Source organism: Novosphingobium sp. BL-S-20 (genome assembly GCF_055521635.1).
Genome location: NZ_CM145493.1, coordinates 726,158 through 749,701 on the forward strand (window position 1 = coordinate 726,158; position 23,544 = coordinate 749,701).

17 protein-coding genes are annotated in these 23,544 nt (G+C 66.1%); 14 read left to right on the top strand and 3 right to left on the bottom strand.

The window, feature by feature from the left end; all coding sequences use genetic code 11:
- Positions 1 to 101: 101 nt before the first annotated feature.
- Positions 102 to 578 (top strand): MarR family winged helix-turn-helix transcriptional regulator, encoded by a 477-nt coding sequence (locus ACZ1II_RS03195; protein ID WP_465144356.1) that lies wholly within the window; start codon positions 102 to 104, stop codon positions 576 to 578.
- A gap of 360 nt (positions 579 to 938) precedes the next feature.
- Complete coding sequence (locus tag ACZ1II_RS03200) at positions 939 to 1,973, top strand: class 1 fructose-bisphosphatase (protein WP_465144357.1); 1,035 nt, start codon at positions 939 to 941, stop codon at positions 1,971 to 1,973.
- Between the two features lie 73 nt (positions 1,974 to 2,046).
- On the opposite strand, the gene ACZ1II_RS03205 is transcribed toward ACZ1II_RS03200, so the two are convergent.
- Positions 2,047 to 3,234, bottom strand: coding sequence for a mechanosensitive ion channel family protein (locus ACZ1II_RS03205; protein ID WP_465144358.1), 1,188 nt, complete (start codon positions 3,232 to 3,234; stop codon positions 2,047 to 2,049).
- 317 nt (positions 3,235 to 3,551) lie between these two features.
- On the opposite strand from ACZ1II_RS03205, the gene ACZ1II_RS03210 reads away from it, so the two are divergent.
- From ACZ1II_RS03210 to ACZ1II_RS03235, 6 genes are all read left to right on the top strand, one after another.
- Entirely contained in the window at positions 3,552 to 4,694 is a 1,143-nt protein-coding gene (locus ACZ1II_RS03210) for a glycoside hydrolase family 130 protein (RefSeq protein WP_465144359.1), read from the top strand.
- 115 nt (positions 4,695 to 4,809) lie between these two features.
- Positions 4,810 to 6,015: a glucose-1-phosphate adenylyltransferase family protein gene (locus ACZ1II_RS03215; protein WP_465144360.1), complete on the top strand. Its 1,206-nt coding sequence runs from the start codon at positions 4,810 to 4,812 to the stop codon at positions 6,013 to 6,015.
- Between the two features lie 152 nt (positions 6,016 to 6,167).
- Entirely contained in the window at positions 6,168 to 7,271 is a 1,104-nt protein-coding gene (locus tag ACZ1II_RS03220; RefSeq protein WP_465144361.1) for a fumarylacetoacetate hydrolase family protein, read from the top strand.
- Positions 7,272 to 7,284: 13 nt separating this feature from the next.
- Positions 7,285 to 8,037, top strand: a complete 753-nt coding sequence (locus ACZ1II_RS03225) for an SDR family NAD(P)-dependent oxidoreductase (RefSeq protein WP_465144362.1) — start codon at positions 7,285 to 7,287, stop codon at positions 8,035 to 8,037.
- A gap of 1 nt (position 8,038) precedes the next feature.
- Positions 8,039 to 8,899 (top strand): SMP-30/gluconolactonase/LRE family protein, encoded by an 861-nt coding sequence (locus ACZ1II_RS03230; RefSeq protein ID WP_465144363.1) that lies wholly within the window; start codon positions 8,039 to 8,041, stop codon positions 8,897 to 8,899.
- The gene (locus ACZ1II_RS03235; protein WP_465144364.1) at positions 8,841 to 10,397 is read left to right on the top strand and encodes a sugar porter family MFS transporter; all 1,557 of its coding nucleotides are present in this window, start codon (positions 8,841 to 8,843) and stop codon (positions 10,395 to 10,397) included. Before ACZ1II_RS03230 ends, ACZ1II_RS03235 begins: the two co-directional genes overlap by 59 nt.
- A gap of 101 nt (positions 10,398 to 10,498) precedes the next feature.
- Here ACZ1II_RS03235 and ACZ1II_RS03240 read toward each other — a convergent pair whose 3' ends face one another.
- Positions 10,499 to 11,557 carry a LacI family DNA-binding transcriptional regulator gene (locus tag ACZ1II_RS03240; RefSeq protein WP_465144365.1) on the bottom strand — a complete coding sequence of 353 codons (1,059 nt, stop codon included), beginning with the start codon at positions 11,555 to 11,557 and terminating at the stop codon, positions 10,499 to 10,501.
- Positions 11,558 to 11,665: 108 nt separating this feature from the next.
- Positions 11,666 to 13,762 carry an alpha-glucuronidase family glycosyl hydrolase gene (locus ACZ1II_RS03245; RefSeq protein ID WP_465144366.1) on the bottom strand — a complete coding sequence of 699 codons (2,097 nt, stop codon included), beginning with the start codon at positions 13,760 to 13,762 and terminating at the stop codon, positions 11,666 to 11,668.
- A gap of 243 nt (positions 13,763 to 14,005) precedes the next feature.
- On the opposite strand from ACZ1II_RS03245, the gene ACZ1II_RS03250 reads away from it, so the two are divergent.
- The 6 genes from ACZ1II_RS03250 to ACZ1II_RS03275 are packed head-to-tail and all read left to right on the top strand — an operon-like array spanning position 14,006 to position 23,483.
- Positions 14,006 to 16,387: a glycoside hydrolase family 3 N-terminal domain-containing protein gene (locus ACZ1II_RS03250; protein WP_465144367.1), complete on the top strand. Its 2,382-nt coding sequence runs from the start codon at positions 14,006 to 14,008 to the stop codon at positions 16,385 to 16,387.
- An 11-nt stretch (positions 16,388 to 16,398) separates the two neighbouring features.
- On the top strand, positions 16,399 to 17,610 hold the full coding sequence (manD, locus tag ACZ1II_RS03255; RefSeq protein WP_465144368.1) for a D-mannonate dehydratase ManD: 1,212 nt from the start codon (positions 16,399 to 16,401) through the stop codon (positions 17,608 to 17,610).
- A gap of 26 nt (positions 17,611 to 17,636) precedes the next feature.
- Positions 17,637 to 18,926 carry an MFS transporter gene (locus ACZ1II_RS03260; RefSeq protein ID WP_465144518.1) on the top strand — a complete coding sequence of 430 codons (1,290 nt, stop codon included), beginning with the start codon at positions 17,637 to 17,639 and terminating at the stop codon, positions 18,924 to 18,926.
- Positions 18,923 to 20,350 carry a glucuronate isomerase gene (gene uxaC / locus ACZ1II_RS03265; protein ID WP_465144369.1) on the top strand — a complete coding sequence of 476 codons (1,428 nt, stop codon included), beginning with the start codon at positions 18,923 to 18,925 and terminating at the stop codon, positions 20,348 to 20,350. The genes ACZ1II_RS03260 and uxaC overlap by 4 nt, the downstream gene beginning before the upstream one ends.
- Positions 20,347 to 21,807, top strand: a complete 1,461-nt coding sequence (locus ACZ1II_RS03270) for a mannitol dehydrogenase family protein (protein ID WP_465144370.1) — start codon at positions 20,347 to 20,349, stop codon at positions 21,805 to 21,807. Before uxaC ends, ACZ1II_RS03270 begins: the two co-directional genes overlap by 4 nt.
- Positions 21,804 to 23,483 (top strand): GH35 family beta-galactosidase, encoded by a 1,680-nt coding sequence (locus ACZ1II_RS03275; protein WP_465144371.1) that lies wholly within the window; start codon positions 21,804 to 21,806, stop codon positions 23,481 to 23,483. The genes ACZ1II_RS03270 and ACZ1II_RS03275 overlap by 4 nt, the downstream gene beginning before the upstream one ends.
- Positions 23,484 to 23,544: the final 61 nt, after the last annotated feature.

A 23,544-nucleotide genomic window follows, 5' to 3' on the forward strand; every position in this document is an offset into this window, starting at 1 on the left:
CGTGCCTTATTGCTGCGTCGCAGCAGTGATAAGCCTCGCACTTGCACTGTCGCGACGCATATGGCAATGCCATTTAATATGGTACCACAACATTTCTTGCCATGAGCACCCAGAACGACATTCTGGAACAGATGCGCGATCTGCAGATGCGGATGCACCGGCTCTTCAACGACCGGATGCGGGCGCAGGGGGCCTCGCTTGCCCAGCTCAAGCTGCTGATGCTGATAAAGCGCTGCGGACAGATGCGCTCGACCGACATCGCCGATGCGCTCGGCCAGGCGCCGCGTACGGTGACGGAAGCGGTGGATGCCGCGGAGCGGGACGGGCTGGTGGTGCGGACCCCCGACCCGAACGATCGGCGGGCCAAGCGTATCAATCTGACGGAAGCGGGGCACGCGGTCATCCGCGAAGTGGAGCCCTACCGGGACGTGTTCGCGGCGGAATTCTTCGAATGCCTGCCGCAGCAGGATCTGGAGGCATACCTGTCGATTCTGGTGCGGTTGAACGCACGCATCGTCGAGATGGGCGCGCCCAGCACGCTGGGGATCGGCTGTCCCGAGGACAGATCAGGTCAGTAGCAGGATCGTGGCGAGGGCAAGGCTGCCGGAGCAGAACGTCGCCGCGCACAAGGCCCGGAACTCGCAGACGCAGAATACGGATTCCAACCGTTCCATGGCGCTCTCCTGTTTACCCGCTCTTCGGCGGTTGTTGTGAGGATACCACTCGCCGGTGCGCACATCCAGCGCGGAGTGGGGCGTGGCACGGGCCCCGGCGGAGTGATCCGAAAAGTCCGTCTTTCTAATCCTTCATTCCGGCGTTTGCCGATGGCCGCGCGGCGCGGCTTGGGCTAAGGATGGCGAACCGGAGGCCATTCGGCCGCCGCGTCTCACACTTTCAGGCCGTAATCGCCTCTAATACCGTCAGGCAGGGAACCGACCATGAAGCCGACTACGCTCACCCGTTTTCTGATAGAACAGCAACGGGAGCCCAATTCCGCCTGTCCCGCCGAACTGCGCCTCCTGATCGAGACCGTTGCCCGCGCCTGCAAGGTGATTGCCCAGGCGATCTCCAAGGGCGCGCTGGGCGATGTGCTCGGCAGCCTCGGCTCCGAGAACGTCCAGGGTGAAGTGCAGAAGAAGCTGGACGTCATCGCTAACGACCTGCTGGTCGATGCCAACGAGTGGGGCGGCCACCTTGCCGCTCTGGCGTCGGAAGAGATGGAGACCATCCACCGCATTCCGGGGCGCTACCCTAAGGGCGAATACCTGCTGCTCTACGATCCGATCGACGGTTCGAGCAATATCGACGTCGACCTCTCGGTCGGCACGATCTTCTCGGTGTTCAAGGCTCCCGAAGGCGCATCGGGGCGTGAAGTGACCGAGGCGGACTTCCTCCAGAAGGGGCACGAGCAGGTCGCCGCTGGCTATGCCATCTACGGCCCGCAGACCCTGCTGGTGCTGACCATCGGCAACGGCGTCTACGAGTTCACGCTCGACCGCGAGGTCGGCGCCTGGCGCATGACCGATGGGCCGCTCAAGGTTACCTCCGGCACGCCTGAGGTCGCGATCAACATGGCGCGTCGCAGCCAGTGGTCGCCCGGTATCACGCGCTACATCGACGATCGCGTGGGCTGCGTGGAAGGGCCGCTGGCAGGCCAGTACAACATGCGCTGGACCGGCTCGATGGTGGCGGACGTGCACCGCATCCTCAAGCGCGGCGGCGTGTTCCTCTACCCCTCGGACTATGCCAAGCCGGGCAAGGCGCGTTTGCGTCTGCTCTATGAAGCCAATCCGATGGCGATGCTGATCGAGCAGGCCGGCGGTGCCGCCACCGACGGGCGTGACCGGATTCTCGATGTCGAGGCGATCGGCCTGCACCAGCGCGTCGGCGTCGTGCTGGGCGATCCGGTGGAAGTTGCGGCCGTGCGCGAGCTTTCGCTGGCGCTGGACCGTCAGGACGCGCCCGTTTCCTGATTCTGCCGTTTCCTGAGCCGTTTTCCGGTTCAAGCGAAGCCCCGGTCGCCATGGCGGCCGGGGCTTCGTGCGTTCAGGGACGTTCGACGGGCTGGGTGCTGGCGCCGTCCAGATAAGGCATGATGAGCCTGCCGTCCGGCGCCGCCGTGTATGTGGTCTGGGTGGGATAGGGGATCGAGATTCCCTCCGCCGCGAAGCGCTTCATGATCGCCACCAGCAGCCGGTCGCGCAGCGGGTGGGCGACGGACCAGTCCGCGCCCGGCACGTCTACCAGCAGGGTGAAGTCCAGCGAACTGGCGCTAAAGGTCTCGAATCCGGCCCGCGCGGCCTTGGCACCCTCGGCTTCGACCAGTTCGCGGAGAATGGCGGGAACCCGCGCCAGCGTTTCCGGCGGCGTCTCGTAGGCGATGCCGATGGTGAAGGGCATGCGGATGTGGTCGCGCTTGGTGACGTTCAGCAGTTCCTGGTCGAGCAGGGCCTTGTTGGAGATCACGCGCAGTTCGCCCGTATAGGCGCGGATGCGGGTGGACTTGAGGCCGATCGCCTCGATCGTGCCGGTGCTGGTGCCGTAGCTGATCTGGTCGCCCTTGCTGAAGGGCCGGTCGAAGATGATCGCCAGCGCCGCGAAGAGATCCGCGAAGATGCCCTGTGCGGCAAGGCCGATGGCAATGCCGCCGACGCCGAGACCGGCGACGAGACCCGTCACGTTGACGCCCAGATTGTCCAGCAGGACCACGGCGGCGACCGCGAAGACCACCACGCTCACCAGCAGCCGGATCAGGCCCATCGCGTTGATGATCGTTTCGCCCTGGAAGTGCTCGCTGGCGGTCTTGTGCTCGATGGCGCCGAGGATCAGCTCCCGCGCCCAGATCGCGCATTGCAGCACGGCGGCGACGGTGAACAGGAAGGTCACCAGATTGTCCAGCATCGGCGGGGTCTGGGCGTAGTTGTCGACCACCTTGATGGCGACCATGATGATGAAATAGTTGGTTGTCTTGGCCGCCACCCGGCCCACCACGGTCAGCCAGGCACCGCGCGCATGTTCGGGGCGGCAGAGCCGGGCGCCGAGCCTGCGCAAGGCATAGAGCGCGGTGACGATGCCGAAGGCGATGGCTCCGGCGATGATGATCTGGAGCCAGTAGGTCTGGAACCAGCCCAGCGTCGAGTGGGTGAGGTCCTGAATCTGCGCCTGCACGTCGGGCGCGGCAGGTTGGGGCGGCGAGGTGGGAGTTCCGGTGGGGGAGGGGGTGCTTGCAGCCATGGGTACTCTTCGTTCTGGTGTGCTACCGGCTGGGTGCCCTTAGAGCATGCTCCCGCCGGTCGGGCGATCCGCCAAAGCGACCTTGCGCGAATGCCGCGCCGGTTGCTGCGCGGACATCCTGCAAGCCGGATCAATGGCTATGCCGATGAATTTGTTCCCGATGGATGTAGCGTAAAACGTTCCGGATCATACCCCGTTCGCCGTTCGCATGGGTGGCGATCGATCGGCAGAACCGATCGCCCTCGGGCACTGGGCGGGTTCTGGCGCGTTTGCCTTGCGGATGCACTCTTCCATCCGCTTTGGGAGCGTTCGCGACGATGGCAGACCCGTTTCCCGAGGATCGCCTCGTCTTCGTGCCCGATGACGTGGACCTCGCACGCTCGCCGCTGGCCGGGCACCTCGATGTCGAGACTTATGTACTGGGTGCGTTCAATCCGGGGCTGACACGGTTGCCTTCCGGCAATCTGCTGATGCTGGTCCGCGTTGCCGAGGCGCTGCGCGAGCCGATCCGGGACGGCCATGTCCACGCCATCCGCTGGGAGGGCGAGGAAGGAACCAAGGGCTGCTATGTGCTCGACGCCTGGCCGCTCGAACAGGCCGACACCGCCGATCCCCGCAAGTTCATGCTGCGCGGCGGCGGCTGGAAGGTCATGGCGCTGACCTCGCTGTCCTGGCTGCTCCCGGTCGAACTCGATCCAGAGGGGCTGGAGGTACTGGCCGTCCACTACGACCGCGCGGTGGCGCCGCGCACCAGCCTGCAATGCTACGGTGTGGAGGACGCGCGGATCAGCAAGGTGGGTGCAGGCTGGCTGATGACGACCTGCTCGGTCAGCCCGGAGCGCCAGTCGACGACGCTCTACGCTTCCGACAACGGGCTGGACTGGCGCTTCGAGGATATGGTGCTCGATCACCAGAACAAGGACATGCTGATCTTCGAGGGGCTGATCGATGGGCACTATTGGGCGCAGACGCGGCCCCTGGGCGACCTCTACTTCGCCTATCCACCCGGCAGTGAATGGTGCGCGGGGCCGTCGATCAACCTCGCCCACTCGCCGGATGCCCGGTTCTGGAAGCCCTGTCACAGGCCCGGCATCCGGCCCCGTTCCGACACGCTTGCCACCGCGCGCATGGGTGGGGGCGCGCCGCCGATCCTCACCGACGAGGGCTGGCTGACGCTCTGGCACGGGGTGGAGCCGAAGGACGTCGTCGGCATCTATCGCACATACTGGTCGCTCCTCGACCGCGACGATCCTTCCCGCCTCCTGCGCTCCGGAGATGGGCCGCTGATCGAGGCGAACCCGGCGCTCACCCACCCGCTGGAGGCGCAGATGTACCTTCACAACGTTGTTTTCACGACCGGAATCGCCGATGCCGGAGACCACTACATTGTCGCCTCGGGGGAGGCCGACCTCGCCTGCCGCATCACCCATGTTCCCAAGCCGCGGTTCCACGCCGCCTGAGCGCGTGCCGCGAATGCGACGAACCGTGCGCGGAACGGCGGAACCGGGGCCTTTTCTCATCGATTAGGCCCTCATTGGTCAGGCACCGCAGGCGTGCTGCGACGAAGAGGGGCGAATGGGCCGTGCCATTTCAGAAGACCGCAACGGAAATGTCCTCGCGATCATCCTCGCGGGCGGGCGGGGAAGCCGTCTTCACGACCTGACCGATCATGAGGCGAAACCGGCGCTGCCGATCGGTCCGCGTGCGCGGCTGATCGATTTCACCCTCGCCAATGTCGTCAATTCCGGCTTCGGCGAGGCGATGGTGCTGACCCAGTATCAGCCCGATACGCTCCATCGCCACCTGCTGGAAAGCTGGCAGGCCGAAGCCGCGCAGCCTGGCATCTCGATCCTCGATGGCGCCGACTATGGTCCTTACGAAGGCACGGCCGCGGCGATTTCCTGCATAGTCGGCGAGATCGATCTTATCGCGCCGCGCCATGTCGTGATTCTGGCCGGAGACCATCTCTACCAGATGGATTACCGGCCTTTCGTGAACCGCCATATCGCCACCGGCGCCGAAGTGACGCTGGGTGTCGTTCACGTTGCGCAGGAGCAGGCGAAGGGGCTGGGTGTGCTAGAAGTCGATGCCGCCTGGCGTATCACCGCCTTCGTGGAGAAGCCTTTCGCCGCGCCGCCCGCGCTTGGCCGGCCGGGCTTCGCGCTCGCTTCCATGGGCATCTACGTCTTCGCATGGCCGCTCTTGCGGGACCTGCTGAAGGAAATCGAGGGCACCGTGGCCGATCTCGATTTCGGCAGGCGCATCGTTCCCGCGCTCGTGTCCTGCGGCACGGCCTTCGCTTATGCCCTGCCCGGACGGCAGGGGCGGGAGCCGTTGTGGCGTGATCTCGGCACGCTCGATGCCTATCACGGCGTGCAGCGGCAATTGCTCGACGGCTCGCTGCCGCTCGATCCTGCCTGGCCGCTCGAACATCCCGTGCTCCATGGCCTGGGAGATCGCCGGGCGATCGGCTTCGGATCGACCTTGCGCAATGTCGTGCTGTTGCCGGGAGCCAGGATCGGGCGGGGGGTGACGATCTGCGATGCGATCGTCCTGGCCGATGCCGTGGTTCCTGACGGCTTCGACCTCGATGCCGAACTGGCCGAGCACGGCACGTGGTGCGCCATCTCTGAAGGCGGCATCCGGGTGATCTCCACGAGAGCGCTCCAGCGGCTGGCTTCGCGGCGGCGGGGGTCCGATCGGTTGTCGGGCAGCGGGTTCAGTGAGCCGGATCGGCAGTCTCGCCGGGCAAGAGCGGCTTCGCCCCCCTCTTTCCTCTGAACCCCTTATTTCCATAAGTCGCGGCGACCTCCCCGCCCGGCCGTGTCGCGCCTGCTCGATCGGTCTTGACAAAGCCCCCCGATCCGACAATTGGTAGCGCTATCACTCAAAGAAACATGGGAGGGGGAATCCGTGGCGAATCCCGAGACTGCATGTCGTTGATGCCTGCCGACTGGACTTCCGGTACATTTCTGGGACGCGCCGACTTCGGCGAAGGCCCCAGCCCGATTCTCGTCGTTCGCGGCGAACTGATCGACATGTCCGCTGTGGCGCCCACTGTTTCGGCGCTGGTCGAGGCTGGCGATTTTTCCGGCACTGGCGGTAAGCCCCTCGGCGCGTTCGATCCGGAAGCGGTGAACCTGCTCAGCCCGGTCGATCTCCAGTGCGTGAAGGCCTGCGGCGTCACCTTTGCCACGTCCGCCATCGAGCGCGTGATCGAGGAACGCGCCCGCGGGGACTGGAGCGCTGCCGCCGCCATCCGCGAGCGTCTGGAATCGCGCATAGGCGGCCAGATTCGCTCGGTCGTGCCCGGCTCCGAAGGCGCTGCTGCGCTCAAGGCCGCGCTGATAGAGGACGGCCTCTGGTCGCAGTATCTCGAAGTCGCCATCGGCCCCGATGCGGAAGTCTTCACCAAGTCACCCGTGCTCTCCACCGTCGGCGTCGGCGCCGAGATCGGCGTGCGTTCGGATTCGAGCTGGAACAATCCCGAGCCGGAGATCGCCCTGCTGGTCGGCAGCGACGGCCAGGCCGTGGGCGCCACGCTCGGCAACGACGTGAACTTGCGCGATTTCGAAGGCCGTTCGGCCCTGCTGCTGGGCAAGGCGAAGGACAACAACGCCTCCTGCTCGCTCGGCCCGCTCGTCCGCATCTTCGACGACAGCTTCACCATCGACGACGTGCGCGTCGCCGAAGTGCGCCTCTCGATCACCGGCGAGGACCAGTTCGTCCTGCGCGGCACCAGCAACATGGCCGAGATCAGCCGCGATCCGCTCGATCTCGTGCGCCAGACGCTGAGCGAACATCAGTATCCCGATGGTTTCGTGCTGTTCCTGGGCACTCTCTTCGCGCCCGTACAGGACCGCGACGAGGAAGGCCGCGGCTTCACCCACAAGGTGGGCGACGTCGTTACCATCGAGAGCGACAAGCTCGGCCAGCTTCGGAACCGTGTCGTCACCTCGCGCGACGCCGCGCCCTGGCGCACCGGCATCACCGCGCTCTACGCCAATCTGCTCTCGCGCGGCCTGCTCAAGGCTTGATGAAGGCCCATCCATGACCAAACATTCCGCCATCTATCCCAGCCTCAAGGGCAAGCGCGTGGTCATCACGGGCGGCGGCACCGGCATCGGTGCGGGCCTTGTCGAGGCTTTCGCCGCGCAGGGCGCCCAGGTCGCTTTCGTGGACATCAATGCTGCCGCCGGCGAGGCGCTTTCCGCCTCGCTGCCTGGCACGCATTTCCGCGTCTGCGACCTTCGCGACCTTGACGCCACCGCCGCGACCCTGGCCGAGCTTTCAGGCCTGCTGGGCGGCGTCGACGTGCTGCTCAACAATGCCGCCAACGACGATCGCCATACGATCGACGATGTGACGCCCGCCTATTGGGACGATCGCATGGCCACCAACCTGCGCCACCAGTTCTTCGTGGCGCAGGCCGTGCTCCCCGGCATGAAGGCGCAAGGCTCGGGCGTGATCCTGAACTTCGGTTCGATCAGCTGGCACCTCGGCCTGCCCGACCTCGTGCTCTACCAGACCGCCAAGGCGGCCATCGAGGGCATGACCCGCGCGATGGCGCGCGATCTGGGTGCGGACAATATCCGCGTCAACACGATCGTTCCGGGCAATGTCGATACCCCGCGCCAGAAGCAGTGGTACACGCCCGAGGGCGAGGCCGAGATCATGGCCGCACAGTGCCTGAAGGCGCGTATCCAGCCTGCCGACGTCGCCGCGCTCTGCCTGTTCCTGGCCTCGGACGACGGCGCCATGTGCACGGGGCACGACTATTTCGTCGATGCCGGGTGGCGCTGAGATGAAGCCGGAATCCGTCCTCTCCATCGGCGCCACGCTGGGCGAGGGGCCGGTCTGGACCGGCGACCGCCTGTGGTTCGTCGATATCAAGGAGCACCGGCTCTACCGCCACGATCCGGCGACGGGCATGCTCGACATGTGGCATGCGCCCGACCAGATCGGCTGGGCGCTGCCGACCGAGCGGGGCGACATGATCGCCGGGGTGAAGACCGGACTGCATCGCTTCAGCCCGGAAACCGGCGCGTTCTCGCTGCTGCACAACCCGGAGCCGACCCGTCCGGACAACCGGCTGAACGATGCGGCAACCGATCCTGCGGGCCGTATCTGGCTCGGCTCGATGCACGACGAGGAAACCGAGGCTTCGGGTGCGCTCTATCGCCTCGACAGGGGGCACTGCATTCACGCCGGTCTGGCCGAGGTGGTCATCACCAATGGCCCCGCGATCAGCGCCGACGGGAGGACGCTGTGGCACACCGACACGCTCGGCAAGACGATCTGGCGCGTCGCCGTCGATGAGGACGGGACGCTCGGCAAGCCCGAACTGTTCGTCACCATCGAGGACGGTGCGGGCTGGCCCGACGGCTGCGTGATCGATGCCGAGGGCTGCCTCTGGACCGGCCTTTTCGGCGGCTGGGGCGTGCGTCGTTACGATCCGGCGGGCAAGCTGATGGAGACCGTGAAATTCCCGGTCGCCAATATCACCAAGATTGCCTTCGGTGGCCCGGACCTGCGCACCGCCTATGCGACGACGGCGCGCAAGGGCCTGTCGGCGGCGGAGCTGGAACAGCAACCACTGGCGGGCAATGTTTTTGCTTTCGATCCGGGTGTTTCCGGCTTGCCGGTGTCCCCCGCAAACAGCTAAGTCCCGGCAACTGATTTCGGGCGCCAAAAATAATATCGCGCATCTCGATGAAGGGGAAAGAGGAATGACTGCGGCGCAGACTGGACCGGCGATCGGTTCGGAAAGCCGGATCAACATGGCGTTCATCGTCGCCATCGTGGCTGTCGCCACGATCGGCGGTTTCATGTTCGGCTACGATTCCGGCGTTATCAACGGCACCCAGAAGGGGCTTGAGGCCGCCTTCGATCTCGGCAAGCTGGGTATCGGCTTCAATGTCGGCGCGATTCTGGTCGGCTCGTCGATCGGCGCTTTCGCCGCCGGTCGCATGGCCGACGTGATCGGTCGCCGCGGCGTGATGATGCTCTCCGCTGTGCTGTTCTTCGTGAGCGCTCTGGTGGCCGGTGCCGCCGGTTCCTCGGCCGTGTTCATCATCGCCCGCATCATCGGCGGCCTCGGCGTGGGCGCGGCCAGCGTGATTTCGCCGGTCTATATCTCGGAAGTGACGCCCGCCGCCATTCGCGGCCGTCTGTCGAGCGTGCAGCAGGTGATGATCATCAGCGGCCTTACCGGCGCCTTCATCGCCAACTTCGTGCTCGCGCGCTATGCTGGCGGTTCCACCGCGCCGCTCTGGCTCGACCTTCCGGCCTGGCGCTGGATGTTCTGGCTCCAGTCTATTCCGGCGGCGATCTACTTCCTGGCGCTGCTCATCATTCCTGAAAGCCCGCGCTACCTCGTGGTCAAAGGCCAGGAACCGCGCGCCCATGCCGTGCTGACCAAGCTGTTCGGCAGCGAAGAGGCCGACCGCAAGGTCGCCGAAATCCGCGCCAGCCTCGCCGCGGACCACCACAAGCCCAAGCTTTCCGACCTGATCGAGAAGACCACCGGCCGCGTGCGTCCGATCGTCTGGGCGGGCATCGGCCTTGCCGTGTTCCAGCAGCTCGTCGGCATCAACGTGGTGTTCTACTACGGCGCTACCTTGTGGGAGGCGGTCGGCTTCTCGGAAGACTATGCGCTGCAGACGAACATCCTTTCTGGCGTGCTCTCGATCGGCGCCTGCCTCGCGACGATCGCGCTGGTGGACCGCATCGGCCGCAAGCCGCTGCTGCTGATCGGTTCGGCGGGCATGGCCGTGACGCTGGCGACCGTCGCCTATGCCTTCTCCACCGCCGTCACCGGCGCCGACGGCGCGGTTTCGCTACCCGGCCACAACGGCGTGATCGCGCTGGTCGCCGCCAATCTCTACGTGATCTTCTTCAATATGAGCTGGGGCCCGATCATGTGGGTCATGCTCGGCGAGATGTTCCCCAACCAGATTCGCGGCTCCGGCCTCGCGGTGGCGGGCTTCGCGCAGTGGATCGCGAATGCGGCGGTCTCGGTGAGCTTCCCGGCACTGGCCGTCAGTCCCGGCCTCGCCGTTACGTACACCGGCTATGCCTTCTTCGCGGCCGTGTCGTTCTTCTTCGTCCGCGCCATGGTCAATGAGACCAAGGGCCGGGAGCTGGAAGAGATGGAAGGCTGAAGCGAGCGCGGGAGGCCTGAGGCCTCCCGCATCGTCAAGCGATACGGAAAACGCCCCTTGCGATCCGTCGAAAGGGGCGTTTTCCGTTCGTAAGCGTTGGATCAGGCGGCGGGACCGGCGTCCGAATCCCGGCGGATCAGCTTGAACTCCGCGACGACGTGCGGATATTCGCCCGCTGATGTTCCGGCATTGCGAGAGCGTATCTCGCCGATCAGCAGGCGCACCGCCCGCCTTGCCATGTCGGTGGTGGGCTGGCGGATCGTCGTGAGTTCGGGCCAGACCGAGATGGCCAGCGCGGTATCGTCGTAGCCGCAGACCGTGAGCTGGCGCGGCACGTCCAGACCGCGTCTGTGCGCCACGGTCACGGCGGCGGCGGCCATGTCGTCGTTGGAGGCGAAGATCGCGGTCGGCGGTGCGGCGAGGTCGAGCAGCTTCGTCGCCGCTTCCAGCCCCGAGCGGTAGGTGAAGTAGCCCTGCGCCACCAGCGCCGGATCGAACGGCAGGTGCAGCGCCGAAAGCGCCTCGCGGTAACCGTCGAGGCGCTCGGCGCTGGCGGTCTGGTTAGGGTGACCAGTTATGAAGCCGATCCGCCGATGGCCGAGCGCTGCGAGGTGATGGGTCATCGTGAAAGCTGCCTCACGGTCGTCGATGCTCACCGATAGCGCCCATTCCGGCGCGCGCCCCGTGGCGACGGCCACGACCGGCACGTCGGCATGGCGCAGCGCTTCCAATACGGCAGGAGAATCGCTGAGCGGCGGCGGCAGGATCACCCCGTCGATGCGGGTGCGCAGCAGCTTCTCCACCGCCTTGGCCTCGCCGCCTTCCTCGTTGCAGGGCTTGACCAGAAGCTGGGCGTTCGCCGTGCTGGTTTCCTCCAGCGCGCCGACCAGGAACTCGCTGAGATAGGCGAAGCTCGGGTTCGAATGGAGCAGGCCGATCCTGATGTCCTCGCCGCCTGCCAGTATCCGCGCGGCATTGCTGGGCGTGTAGTTCAATTCCGCGATGGCGGCTTCCACCTTGCGGCGGGTCTCCTCGCGGACATTGGCGCCTTTGTTGATGACGCGGCTGACCGTCATCGGCGAGACACCGGCCAGACGCGCAACGTCGTCGATCTTGGCGCTGGCGCGCTGCTTGCGCGGAACTCTGGTCTGGCTGCTCATCTGGTTTCCCGGTGAAGTCCCGGCACCCACCAAGGGCGCCGGGAAATGTTCGCTAACACCACAAGTCGCATTGATAGCGCAACCACCGCCGCGCTATTCTGGCGCCGGTCAGTGAGGATGCCCCGGCGCGAGCGGGAAGTCCTGAGCCTTGTACCAGGCCAGATCGTGCTCCGGTTCGGCCACGCCTGCGGGCAAAGGCAGTCCGTTGACCGACATCCAGTAGGCCAGGCTGGCATCGCGCCACCACTTGGCCTCGTTGTGCTGGATCTGGAGGTAACTGGCGGTCTTCTGCCAGCGTTCGGCATCGACGAGGCCTTTCACGCCCTGCCATTCGGACTGCATCTGCGCGACCGTGGCGACACCGCGATCGTAATGTGCGACCATCTCCTGCCACAGTGTCTGGCCGGATTTCATCTTCCAGTCCCACGGCAGGTGATGGAACCACAGCAGTTCGCTTTCCGGCGTCGTGCGCGGATCGGCCAGCATCTTCGCGACGGCCGGTTCGTACTGGGCGACGGCGTTGCTGCCGCTCTTCGTACGGTCGAAGCCGATACCGTTTTTGTCCGCCTTGTGGTAGTAGACCGGGTTCCATTCCGGACGGGCGAGATCGCTGATCCACGGGCCGGGACCGTAATGGTGGCCGGTGCCCATGAGATGGGCGAGGCCGAACGGCCCGGTGTAATCGACGACCGCCTCGCGCGAGGCCATCATCATCTTCACCGCGGTATCGACCACGCGCGGGTCGTTGCCGAAGGTCTGCTGCGCCCATTCGCGGGCGATGGCATCGGCGGAAAGCGTCGGGTCCCAGGCGAGGCGGCCGAAGGCGTACCAGTTGGCCTGGTTGAACGTCGAACCCGACCAGTCGCGGTCGCGCCCGACATTGGCGACACCGGCAATGCCGCTGAGCTTGTGCCCGTAGAGTGAACCGTCGACGACTTTGGCCACGGTCGATCCCTTGCCTTTGGCACGAGTGTCGGCCTCCAGCACTTCCTCGAACAGCGGGCCGAGATAGGCGAGGTGGGTCGCGAAGCCCAAGTATTCCTTGGTGATCTGGAATTCCAGCATCATCGGCGTCTTCGGCATGGCGCCGAACAGCGGATGGAACGGCTCGCGCGGCTGGAAGTCGATGGCGCCGTTCTTCACTTGCACCAGCACGTTGTCGGCGAACTTGCCGTCGAGCGGCTTGAACTCGGTATAGGCCTGCTTGGCGCGGTCGTCCGGGTCGGTCTCGGCATAGACGAAGGCGCGCCACATGACGATGCCGCCGTGCGGCGCGACGGCGGCGGCGAGCATGTTGGCGCCTTCCGCATGGCTGCGGTGATAGTCACGCGGGCCGGGCTGGCCTTCGCTGTTGGCCTTGACCAGGAATCCGCCGAAATCGGGAATCTCGGCATAGATTTCGTCCGCCTTGGCCTTCCACCAGGCCTGCACTTCGGGGTCGAGCGGATCGGCGCTCTTGAGGTGGCCGACCTCGATCGGCGCGGAGAAACGGGCCGAGAGATAGACCTTGATGCCCCAGGGGCGGAACACCTCGGCAAGGGCCTTGGCCTTGGCGATATAGGGCGCGGTCAGGCTTTCGGGCTTGGCGTTGACGTTGTTCAGGACGATCCCGTTGATGCCGAGCGCCGCATTGGCGCGGGCGTAGTCGGTATAGCGCGGGTCCTTGAAGTCCGGCAGGGTCCACCAGTCCCACAGCGACTGGCCCGCGTAGCCGCGCTCCACCGAGCCGTCGAGGTTGTCCCAGTGGTTGAGTACGCGCAGCCCGATCTTCGGGGCGGACTGAAGATCGATTGCGGCTAGATCGGCGCCGGTCTTTTGGGCGCGGATCAGCGCGAAGGCGCCGTAGAGCACGGCGCGGTCGGTCTTGCCGGTGACGATCAGCACCTTGCGGCCATCGAGCGTGGCGCTGCGGATCAGGTAGCCTTCCTCGCCCAGCGATGCCGCGGGCAGGCGCAGTGCGGAAAGCGCCGGGTCGCCCGCCTTGGCCAGAACCACCGGGAGCGGCGAGGCGGCCAGGTCGCGGCGCAGTTCACCGGCGGCGCGATCCAGCGTTTCCGACTGGCCGATTACGCGGATTTCGGTGGCGGCAGGGCTGCTCGCAGCGGGCAGCCAGAGGTCGTAGCCATCGTTTGCAAGGGCCGGTGCGGTCGCGAAGCCCAGTGCCGTCACGCATACGCCGATCGTCAGAAGCCGCTTCTTCATCATCCTCCCCTGTGTCCCATATCACGGCCCGGTGGCCGAACGTATTTAGCGCGTCGATGCCATTGACAAGCCCGTTTGTTGTCGCGCATGATACCGCTAACACACAAAGTTCCGGGCAGGCAACATACTTTGCCGCCCGTTTGGGAAATGGGCCGAACAGCGGCTGGGGATGCAGGGGAGGAAGATGATTTTTCCGGTTTGTCTGTCGCTTGTGGGATCGCGCCTTATTCCTGCGGCGGTGTGCGCATGATCGCCGCCCCCGTGAAGCGCCGCGAACTGCTGCGTTGGGGTGCGGGTGCCTCGATGCTGGCCTTCCTGCCGGTCTCCGCGCGCGCCGCGACGCCGATCTACAAGGACCCCAAGGTTCCCGTCGATCTGCGCGTCAAGGACCTGATGGCGCGCATGACGCTGGACGAGAAGGTGGCCCAGCTCGTCACCCTGTCCACCCGCAAGCGCGAGATCATGGACGAATCGCGCGCTTTCGATCCGATGCGCGCCAGCAAGGCCCATCCCGACGGCATCGGCCAGATCGCGCGCCCCTCCGACCGGGGCGGTGCAGCCACGGCCAACAACACCGGCACCGAAGTGACCGGCCGCTGGCGTAAGCCCGCCGATACCATCGCTTTCGTCAATGCCACGCAGAAGTGGGCGCGCGAGCAGACCCGCCTCGGCATTCCGGTGCTGTTCCATGAGGAATCGCTTCACGGCTACATGGCGCCCGAGGCGACCAGCTTCCCGCAGGCTATTGCCATGGCGGGCACGTTCGACACCGATCTGGTGGAGCGGGTCCAGTCGGTGATCGGCCGTGAGGTGCGCGCGCACGGCTCTACCCTGGCGCTTTCGCCGGTCGTCGATATCGCCCGCGATCCGCGCTGGGGCCGTATCGAGGAAACCTTCGGGGAAGACCCCTATCTCTGCGGGGAAATGGGCGTCGCCGCCGTACGCGGCCTGCAAGGGCCGGGCAAGGAACTGGCCGAGGGCAAGGTCTTCGCCACGCTCAAGCACATGACCGGCCACGGCCAGCCCGAGGCAGGCAACAACGTCGCCCCGGCCCCGCTCGGCAAGCGCGAGCTTTACGACAGCTTCTTCCCGTCCTTCCGCGAAGTGGTGCGTCGTACCGGCATCGCCGCGGTCATGCCCTCCTACAACGAGATCGACGGCATCCCCAGCCACGCCAACCGCTGGCTGCTGAACGACGTGCTGCGCGGCGAATGGGGCTTCGATGGCGCCGTGGTCAGCGACTATGCGGCGATCGGCGAACTGGCGAGCTTCCACCACCTCGCCAGCGATATCGAGGGCGCGGCGCGCCTTGCCCTCCACGCAGGCGTCGATTGCGACTTGCCCGACGGTGAGGCCTATCGCACTTTGGCCGATCAGGTCCGCAAGGGGCTGGTGCCGCTTGCCGCCGTCGATGCCGCCTGCCGCCACATGCTGACGCTGAAGTTCCGCGCGGGCATGTTCGAGGCAGGGCCGGTCGATCCCAGGGCCTCCGCAAAGCTCACCGCCAATGCCGAAGCCCGCGCGCTGGCGCTGGAAGCGGCGCGCAAGTCGATCTGCCTGCTCAAGAACGGCGGAATTCTACCGCTGACGGCGGGTGCGCAGAAGCGCATCGCGGTGATTGGCCCGAACGCCAATGTCACCCGTTTGGGTGGCTATTCCTCCGAGCCGCGTTCCAGCGTGAACCTCGTCGAAGGCATCAAGGCGCGCGTGGCGGGCAAGGCCGAAGTCGTCTTTGCGCAGGGCGTGTTCATTACGCAGAGCGAGGACCGCTCGGCAAACGAGGTCCTGCTGGCCGATCCGGCGAAGAACCGCGCGCTGATCGCCGAGGCGGTTGAGGTCGCCAAGGGCAGCGACGTGATCGTGCTCGCCATTGGCGATACCGAGCAGACCAGTCGCGAAGGCTATGCGAAGAACCACCTTGGCGACCGCACCGACCTCGACCTCGTGGGCGAGCAGAACGAACTGTTCGCCGCGCTCAAGGCCACCGGCAAGCCGGTGATCGTCGTCGCGCTCAACGGCCGCCCGCCTTCGTGGCCGACCGTGGCCGGTGAGGCCGATGCGATCCTCGAATGCTGGTATCTCGGGCAGGAAGGCGGCACTGCCATGGCAGAGGCACTGTTCGGAGACGTCAATCCCGGCGCCAAGCTGCCCGTCACCGTGGTCAAGGACGTCGGGCAGGTGCCCTTCTTCTACAACCACAAGCCTTCGGCCAAGCGCGGCTATCTCTTCGCCGAGACCGCACCGCTCTATCCCTTCGGTTTCGGCCTCAGCTACACCACCTTCACCGTGGGCGCGCCGAGCCTATCGGCGGCGCGCATCGGCACGGCGGGCAATGTCACCGTATCGGTGGACGTGACCAATACCGGCCAGCGCGTGGGCGACGAGGTCGTGCAGCTCTATGTCCACGACCAGGCCGCCAGCGTCACCCGCCCGGTCATGGAACTGCGCGGCTTCCGCCGCGTCACGCTCAAGCCCGGCGAGACGCGCAGGATCGAATTCACCCTCGGTCCCGACGACTTCAGCCTCTGGAACGAGGACATGCGCGAAGTCGTCGAACCCGGCCTGTTCGATATTCTGGTCGGCGCCAGCAGCGCCGATCTCAAGACCACCACTCTCGAAATCGCCTGAGGATTCCCGCAATGCCCAAGATCGTCGATGCCAAAGTCATCATCACTTCGCCGGGACGCAATTTCGTCACGCTCAAGATCACGTGCGACGACGGCACCACCGGCGTTGGCGACGCGACCCTCAACGGCCGCGAACTTTCGGTCGCCAGCTATCTGACCGACCATGTGATCCCCTGCCTGATCGGCCGCGATGCGCACCGCATCGAGGACGTCTGGCAGTATCTCTACAAGGGCGCCTACTGGCGCCGCGGCCCGGTGACGATGACCGCCATCGCCGCCGTCGACATGGCGCTCTGGGACATCAAGGGCAAGATCGCGGGCCTGCCGGTCTACCAGCTGCTCGGCGGTGCGAGCCGTGAAGGCGTGATGGTCTACGGCCACGCCAACGGCACGACTATCGAGGACACCGTCAACGTCGCGCTCGAGTATCAGGCGCAAGGCTACAAGGCGATCCGCATCCAGTGCGGCGTGCCCGGCATGGCCTCGACTTACGGCGTCTCCAAGGACAAGTACTTCTACGAGCCCGCCGACGCTGACCTGCCCACCGAGAACGTCTGGAACACCGCGAAGTACCTGCGCGTGGTGCCCGAACTGTTCAAGGCCGCGCGCGAGGCGCTGGGCTGGGATGTCCATCTGCTGCATGACATCCACCACCGCCTGACTCCCATCGAGGCAGGCCGTCTTGGCAAGGACCTGGAGCCCTATCGCCCGTTCTGGCTGGAAGACGCGACCCCTGCCGAGAACCAGGAGGCGTTCAGGCTGATCCGCCAGCACACCACCGCGCCGCTGGCCGTGGGCGAGATCTTCAACTCGATCTGGGACTGCAAGGACCTGATCCAGAACCAGCTGATCGACTATATCCGCGCTACCGTGGTCCACGCGGGCGGCATCACCCATCTGCGCCGCATTGCCGCGCTGGCCGATCTCTACCAGATCCGCACCGGCTGCCACGGCGCCACCGACCTCTCGCCGGTCTGTATGGCCGCCGCGCTGCACTTCGACCTTTCGGTGCCGAACTTCGGCGTGCAGGAATATATGCGCCACACGCCGGAGACGGACGCGGTCTTCCCCCATGCCTATACTTTCGAGAACGGCATGATGCATCCCGGCGACGCACCGGGTCTGGGCGTGGACATCGATGAGGAACTGGCCGCCGGTTACGAATATAGCCGCGCCTTCCTGCCGGTGAACCGCCTCGAAGACGGCACGATGTACAACTGGTGAGCGTGGTGCACGGCGTGACGCCTTCCATGGAAACCGCGACCGGTCCGGGGAAACCCTCGGGCCGGATTCGCTGGATCGTCTGCGCGCTGCTCTTTGCGGCGGTGGTGCTGAGCTATGTGGACAGGCTGGTCCTGCCCACGCTCAAGCCCGAGCTTCAGGCGCGCTACGGCTGGAGCGAGAGCGGCTATGCCGACCTCGCGATCTGGTTCCAGGCGGGCTACGGCATTGCCTATGTCTTCTTCGGCCGCCTGATCGACCGGATCGGCGCGCGGGCGGGCTATGCGCTGGCGGTGACGCTCTGGACCGTCGGCCATATGGCGCATGCGCTGTTCACCTCCACCAGCGGCATGCTGCTCGCCCGCATTCCGCTGGCCATCGGTGAGGCGGGGACTTTCCCCGCCGCCATCGCCGCCACCAACGAATGGTTCCCCAAGCGCGAGCGCGCCTTTGCCATCGGTATCTTCAACGCCGGCTCCAACGTCGGCGCGATCCTGACGCCGCTGGTGGTGCCGGTGATCGCGCTGACGCTCGGCTGGCGCTGGGCCTTCATCCTCACCGGCCTGCTCACGGTCCTGTGGCTGGCGGCGTGGCTCGGCTTCTACCGCCGCCCGCGCGAAAAGAAGAGCCTCAGCGCCGAGGAACTGGCCTGGATCGAGGCCGATCCGGTGGAGAAGCCGCGCCCGGTCAAGTGGCGCGTGCTGTTCGGCTATCGCCAGACCTGGGCCTATATGCTGGGCCGCTTCCTGATCGATCCGGTCTGGTGGACCTTCCTGTTCTGGCTGCCGGACTTCTTCAACAAGCAGTTCGGCGTGAAGATGCTGGACTTCGGCCCGCCGCTGATCGCGGTCTACCTGCTGGCCGATGTTGGCTCGGTGCTGGGCGGCTGGGCTTCCTCGCGCTTCATCGGCCGGGGCTGGAGCGTCAACCGCTCGCGCAAGACGGCGATGTTCCTCGCCGCGCTCTGCGCCGTGCCGATCGCCATGGCGCCGCATGCGCCGGGCCTCTGGACGGCCGTGGCGCTGGTCGGCCTTGCCTGCGCCGGGCATCAGGGCTTCTCCGCCAATCTCTACGCCCTGCCGGGTGACACCATGCCGCGCTGGATGACCGGCTCGGTCGTCGGCCTCGGCGGGCTCGCGGGCGCGGTCGGCGGGATGCTCATGGCCAAGTTTGCAGGGGCGATCCTCGAAAGCGTGGGCAGCTACGGGCCGATCTTCGTGGTCGCCTCCTGCGCCTATCTCGTGGCGCTCGCCGTCATTCACCTTATCCTTCCCCGTTACCAGATCGCCGATCCGGACGCTGAGAAAGTCACAGCATGACCCGTCCTCTCACACTCCATCCCGACCGCCTGTTCCCCGCCGATCCGGGCACCCGCGCCATCGCTCGCGCCCTCTATGAGCGGGTGAAGGACCTGCCGATCGTCAGCCCCCACGGGCACACCGATCCGGCCTGGTTCGCCTATGACGAGCCGTTCCCCAACCCCGCCTCGCTGCTGATCGTGCCGGACCACTACGTGTTCCGCATGCTCTATTCGCAGGGCGTGCCGCTGGAATCGCTGGGCGTGCCGAGCGTCGACGGCAGCCCGGTGGAGCAGGACCCGCGCAAGATCTGGAACCTCTTCGCACAGCACTACCACCTGTTTCGCGGTACGCCTTCGCGCATGTGGCTGGACTGGGTCTTTGCCGAAGTCTTCGGCCTCGATGTGCTGCTGGATGAGACCACGGCGGACCAATACTACGAAGTGATCGACGCCGCGCTCAAGACCCCGGCCTTCCGTCCCCGCGCCCTGTTCGAGCGCTTCGGCATCGAGGCGATCGCCACTACCGAAGGCCCGCTTGACCCGCTCGTCCATCACCGCGCGATCCGGGAAAGCGGCTGGAGCGGCCGCGTCGTCACCGCCTATCGCCCCGACCCGGTGGTCGATCCCGAAACGCCGGGCTTCGCCGCGAAGGTCGCCAAGTTCGGCGAGATGGCTGGCGAGGATGTCTCGACTTACGCGGGCTATCTGGCGGCGCACCGTTTCCACCGCGCCCGTTTCCGCGAGGCCGGGGCCACTTCGACCGATCACGGCCATCCCAGCTCGCTGACCGCCGATCTTTCGCCGGAGGATTGCGAGGCGCTCTACCAGCGGGTGCTGGCGGGAGTGGGTGAGGGAGGCGCGGGCAAGGAAGATGCCGAACTGTTCCGCGCCCAGATCCTGACCGAAATGGCGGGGATGAGCGTGGAGGATGGCATGGTCATGCAGCTCCACCCAGCGGTCCACCGCAGCCATAACCAGGCCGTGCTCGATCGCTTCGGTCGCGACAAGGGCGGCGACATTCCGATGGCGGGTGAGTTCGTGCAGGCCCTGAAGCCGCTGCTCGACCGCTACGGCAACGACCCGCGCCTGACCCTGATCCTCTTCACGCTGGACGAGGACGTCTATTCGCGCGAACTGGCGCCGCTGGCCGGGCACTATCCCTCGCTGCGGCTCGGCCCGCCCTGGTGGTTCCACGATTCCCCGGAAGGCATGCGCCGCTTCCGCGAACGCGCGACCGAGACCGGCGGCTTCTACAACACCGTGGGCTTCAACGACGATACCCGCGCCTTCCTCTCGATCCCGGCGCGCCACGATGTGGCCCGCCGCATGGACTGCGCCTGGCTGGCGCAGCTCGTGGCCGAACATCGGCTGCTCGAGGACGAGGCACACGAAGTGGCGCGCGCGCTTGCCTACGATCTGGTCAAGGCGGCGTACAAGCTGTGAGGCTTTCGAACGAGACCCTCGGCCAGGTTCCGGCTGCCGTCGCTCGCCCCGCCTATGACCGCGCGGCGGTCAAGGCGGGCGTCGTCCACCTCGGCATTGGCGCCTTCCACCGCGCGCATCAGGCCGCCGTTTTCGAGGCGGCGCTGGCCTCGGGCGACTTGCGCTGGGGCGTGGTCGGCGTCTCGCTGCGCTCGGCCTCGGTGCAGGATCAGATGAACCCGCAGGACGGGCTTTACACTCTGCTGGTGCGCGAGGGCGAAAAGCAGACGCCGCAGATCATGGGCGTGGTGCAGCGGGTGCTGGTCGCCCCGGAAGACCCGGAAGCGGTGATCGCCGCGCTGGCCTCCTCCGATACGCACCTCGTCACCCTGACCGTCACCGAGAAGGGCTATTGCCTCGATCGCAAGACCGGCAGGCTCATGGCCGAGGATGCGGACGTCGCCGCCGATCTCGCCGGGCTGGAGCGTCCGCGCACGGCGGCAGGCTTCCTCGTCGCCGCGCTCGCGCGTCGGCGCGCCGAGGGGCTGGCACCGCTCTCGATCCTCTCCTGCGATAACCTGCCGCACAATGGCGCGCTGCTGAAAGGTGCCGTGCTCGCGATGGCCGAGGCGCACGATCCCGCGCTGGCCGCCTGGGTCGCGGAAAACTGCACGTTCCCTGCCACGATGATCGACCGCATCGTCCCCGCCACTACTGACGAGGACATTGCCGGTCTCGCCGCGCTGATCGCTGTCGAGGACCGGGCGATGGTCAAGGCCGAACCCTTCTTGCAATGGGTGATCGAAGACAGCTTCGCGGGCGAGCGACCTGAGTTCACAAGCTTCGGCGTGCAGCTCACCGATGCCGTCGCCCCGTGGGAGGAAGCCAAGCTGCGCCTGCTCAACGGTGCCCATTCGGCCATCGCCTATCTTGGCGGTCTGGCTGGAGACCTATTCGTGCACGAGTTCGTCGGTACCGCGCAGGGCCTGCTCTTCGTCGAGCGGCTATGGGACGAAGTCGCGCCCACGCTCGATCCGCCTGCCGGGCTGGATATCCCCGCCTATCGCCGCGAGCTGATGGCGCGCTTCGCCAACAGCGCGCTCCAGCACCGCACCCGCCAGATCGCCATGGACGGTTCGCAGAAGCTGCCGCAGCGCCTGCTTGCCCCGCTGGACGCGGTGTGCGGGCAGGGCGGTTCCTTCGCCGCCCTCGCGCTCGCCGTTGCGGCATGGGTGCGCTGGCAGGCGGGGACTACCGACGCGGGCGAGACCTTCACCGTCGACGATCCCGCTGCCGCCGCGCTGGCGGATGCCCTGCGCGGTGCCGAAAGCCCGCGAGCGCGCGTGGTCGCTGCGCTGGGCGTCCTTGGCTTCACCCCCGATACTTCCGTGCTCGACGCCGTGACCGCGCATCTGAGCCATCTCGAAGAGTCCGGCGCCCGCGCCGCGATCGCAGCCTTCCTGGGAGAGAACGCATGACCTTCCGCACTGCCCTCATGGCAGTCTCGGCCCTTTCCGCCAGCCTGTGCCTTGCCGCTCCCGCGCTTGCCGACACTCCGCGTCTGGAGGCCAAAGGCGATACCCAGCAGCTGATCGTCAATGGCAAGCCGATGCTGATGATCGCGGGTGAACTGAGCAATTCCGCCTCCTCCAGCGCGACCTACATGGAGCCGCACTGGAAGCGGTTGAAGGACATGAACCTCAACACCGTGCTGACGCCGGTGTCGTGGGAACTCATCGAGCCGGTCGAAGGCACCTTCGACTGGTCCTCGGTGGATTCGCAGCTCAAGGCGGCACGGGCGAACGATCTCAAGCTGGTGATCCTGTGGTTCGGCGCCTGGAAGAACTCCATGTCCACTTACGTGCCCGCCTGGGTGAAGCGCGACCAGCAGCGCTTCCCGCGCGCGGCGCTGCCCAATGGGCAGGGCGTGGAAATCCTTTCCACTTTCGGCACCGAGACGCTCAAGGCCGATGAACGCGCCTATGCCGCGCTTCTGGCGCACCTGAAGGCGGTGGATTCGAAGGACAACACCGTCGTCATGGTGCAGGTGGAGAACGAGATCGGCATGTTGCCGGTCGCGCGCGACTACAGCGCCGCCGCCAATGCCGCCTATCGGGAGCCGGTTCCGACCGAACTGGTGAACTACCTCGTCGCTCACAAGGACTCGCTGGTTCCGGGCATGCGTAGGATGTGGCTCGATCGCGGCGCGCGGACCAGCGGTTCGTGGGAGGACCTGTTCGGCGGCGGCGATGCCTCGGCGGAAGTCTTTGCCGCCTGGCACTACGCCCGCTTTGCCGACCAGCTCGCCGCAGCGGGCAAGGCGGCCTATCCGCTGCCGATGTATGTCAACGTGGCGCTCAACCGTCCGGGCCGCATTCCCGGCGAATACCCCAGCGGCGGCCCGCTGCCGCACCTGCTCGACGTCTGGAAGGCAGGCGGCCCGCACCTCGATTTCCTGGCGCCCGATATCTACTTCCCGAACTTCGTGGACATCGTAAACGGCTACAAGCGGCCGGACAACGTGCTGTTCATTCCCGAGGCGCACAACGCGAACAACCCGACCGCGCCTGCCAATGCCTTCTACGCCATCGGCCAGCTCGACGCGATCGGCTTCGGTCCGTTCTCGATCGACTCGGTGGACGCGGACCCTGGCGCGCTCAAGGATGCCTACGGCGTGCTCCAGCAGCTCAGGCCCTATATCCTCGACGCGCAGGGTACGGACCGCATGGCCGGTTTCAAGCCGCGCCAGCTCTATGACGAAACGCTAGTCTACGAGCCGGAAGTGCGCGAGATCGGTCCCTACCGCTTCACCATCGCCTATGCCGATATCCAGAAGCCGGTAGCCAATCCCGGCGCCGATGCTTCGCAGCCTGGCACGACGGCGGCGATCGCGGCGGCGGGCGGGATGATTATCCAGATTGGTCCGGAGGAGTATCTCATTACCGGGCAGGGGATCACCGTTACCTTCAAGCCGAAGGCGGATGCAGCCGCCTTGGCCGGGATCGATTCGGCGTTCGAGGGCAAATTCGACCAAAGCGGCAAGTGGGTGCCCGGCAGGTTGCTCAATGGGGACCAGACTCACCAGGGCCGCCATATCCGTCTCGAAGCCGGAAAATGGCAGATTCAGCGGGTAAAGCTCTATGGGTACAGATAAAAGGTACCGCTAACATAACGGTTGACGTGCACCTTATCGGGGCATATGTACGTATCAATGA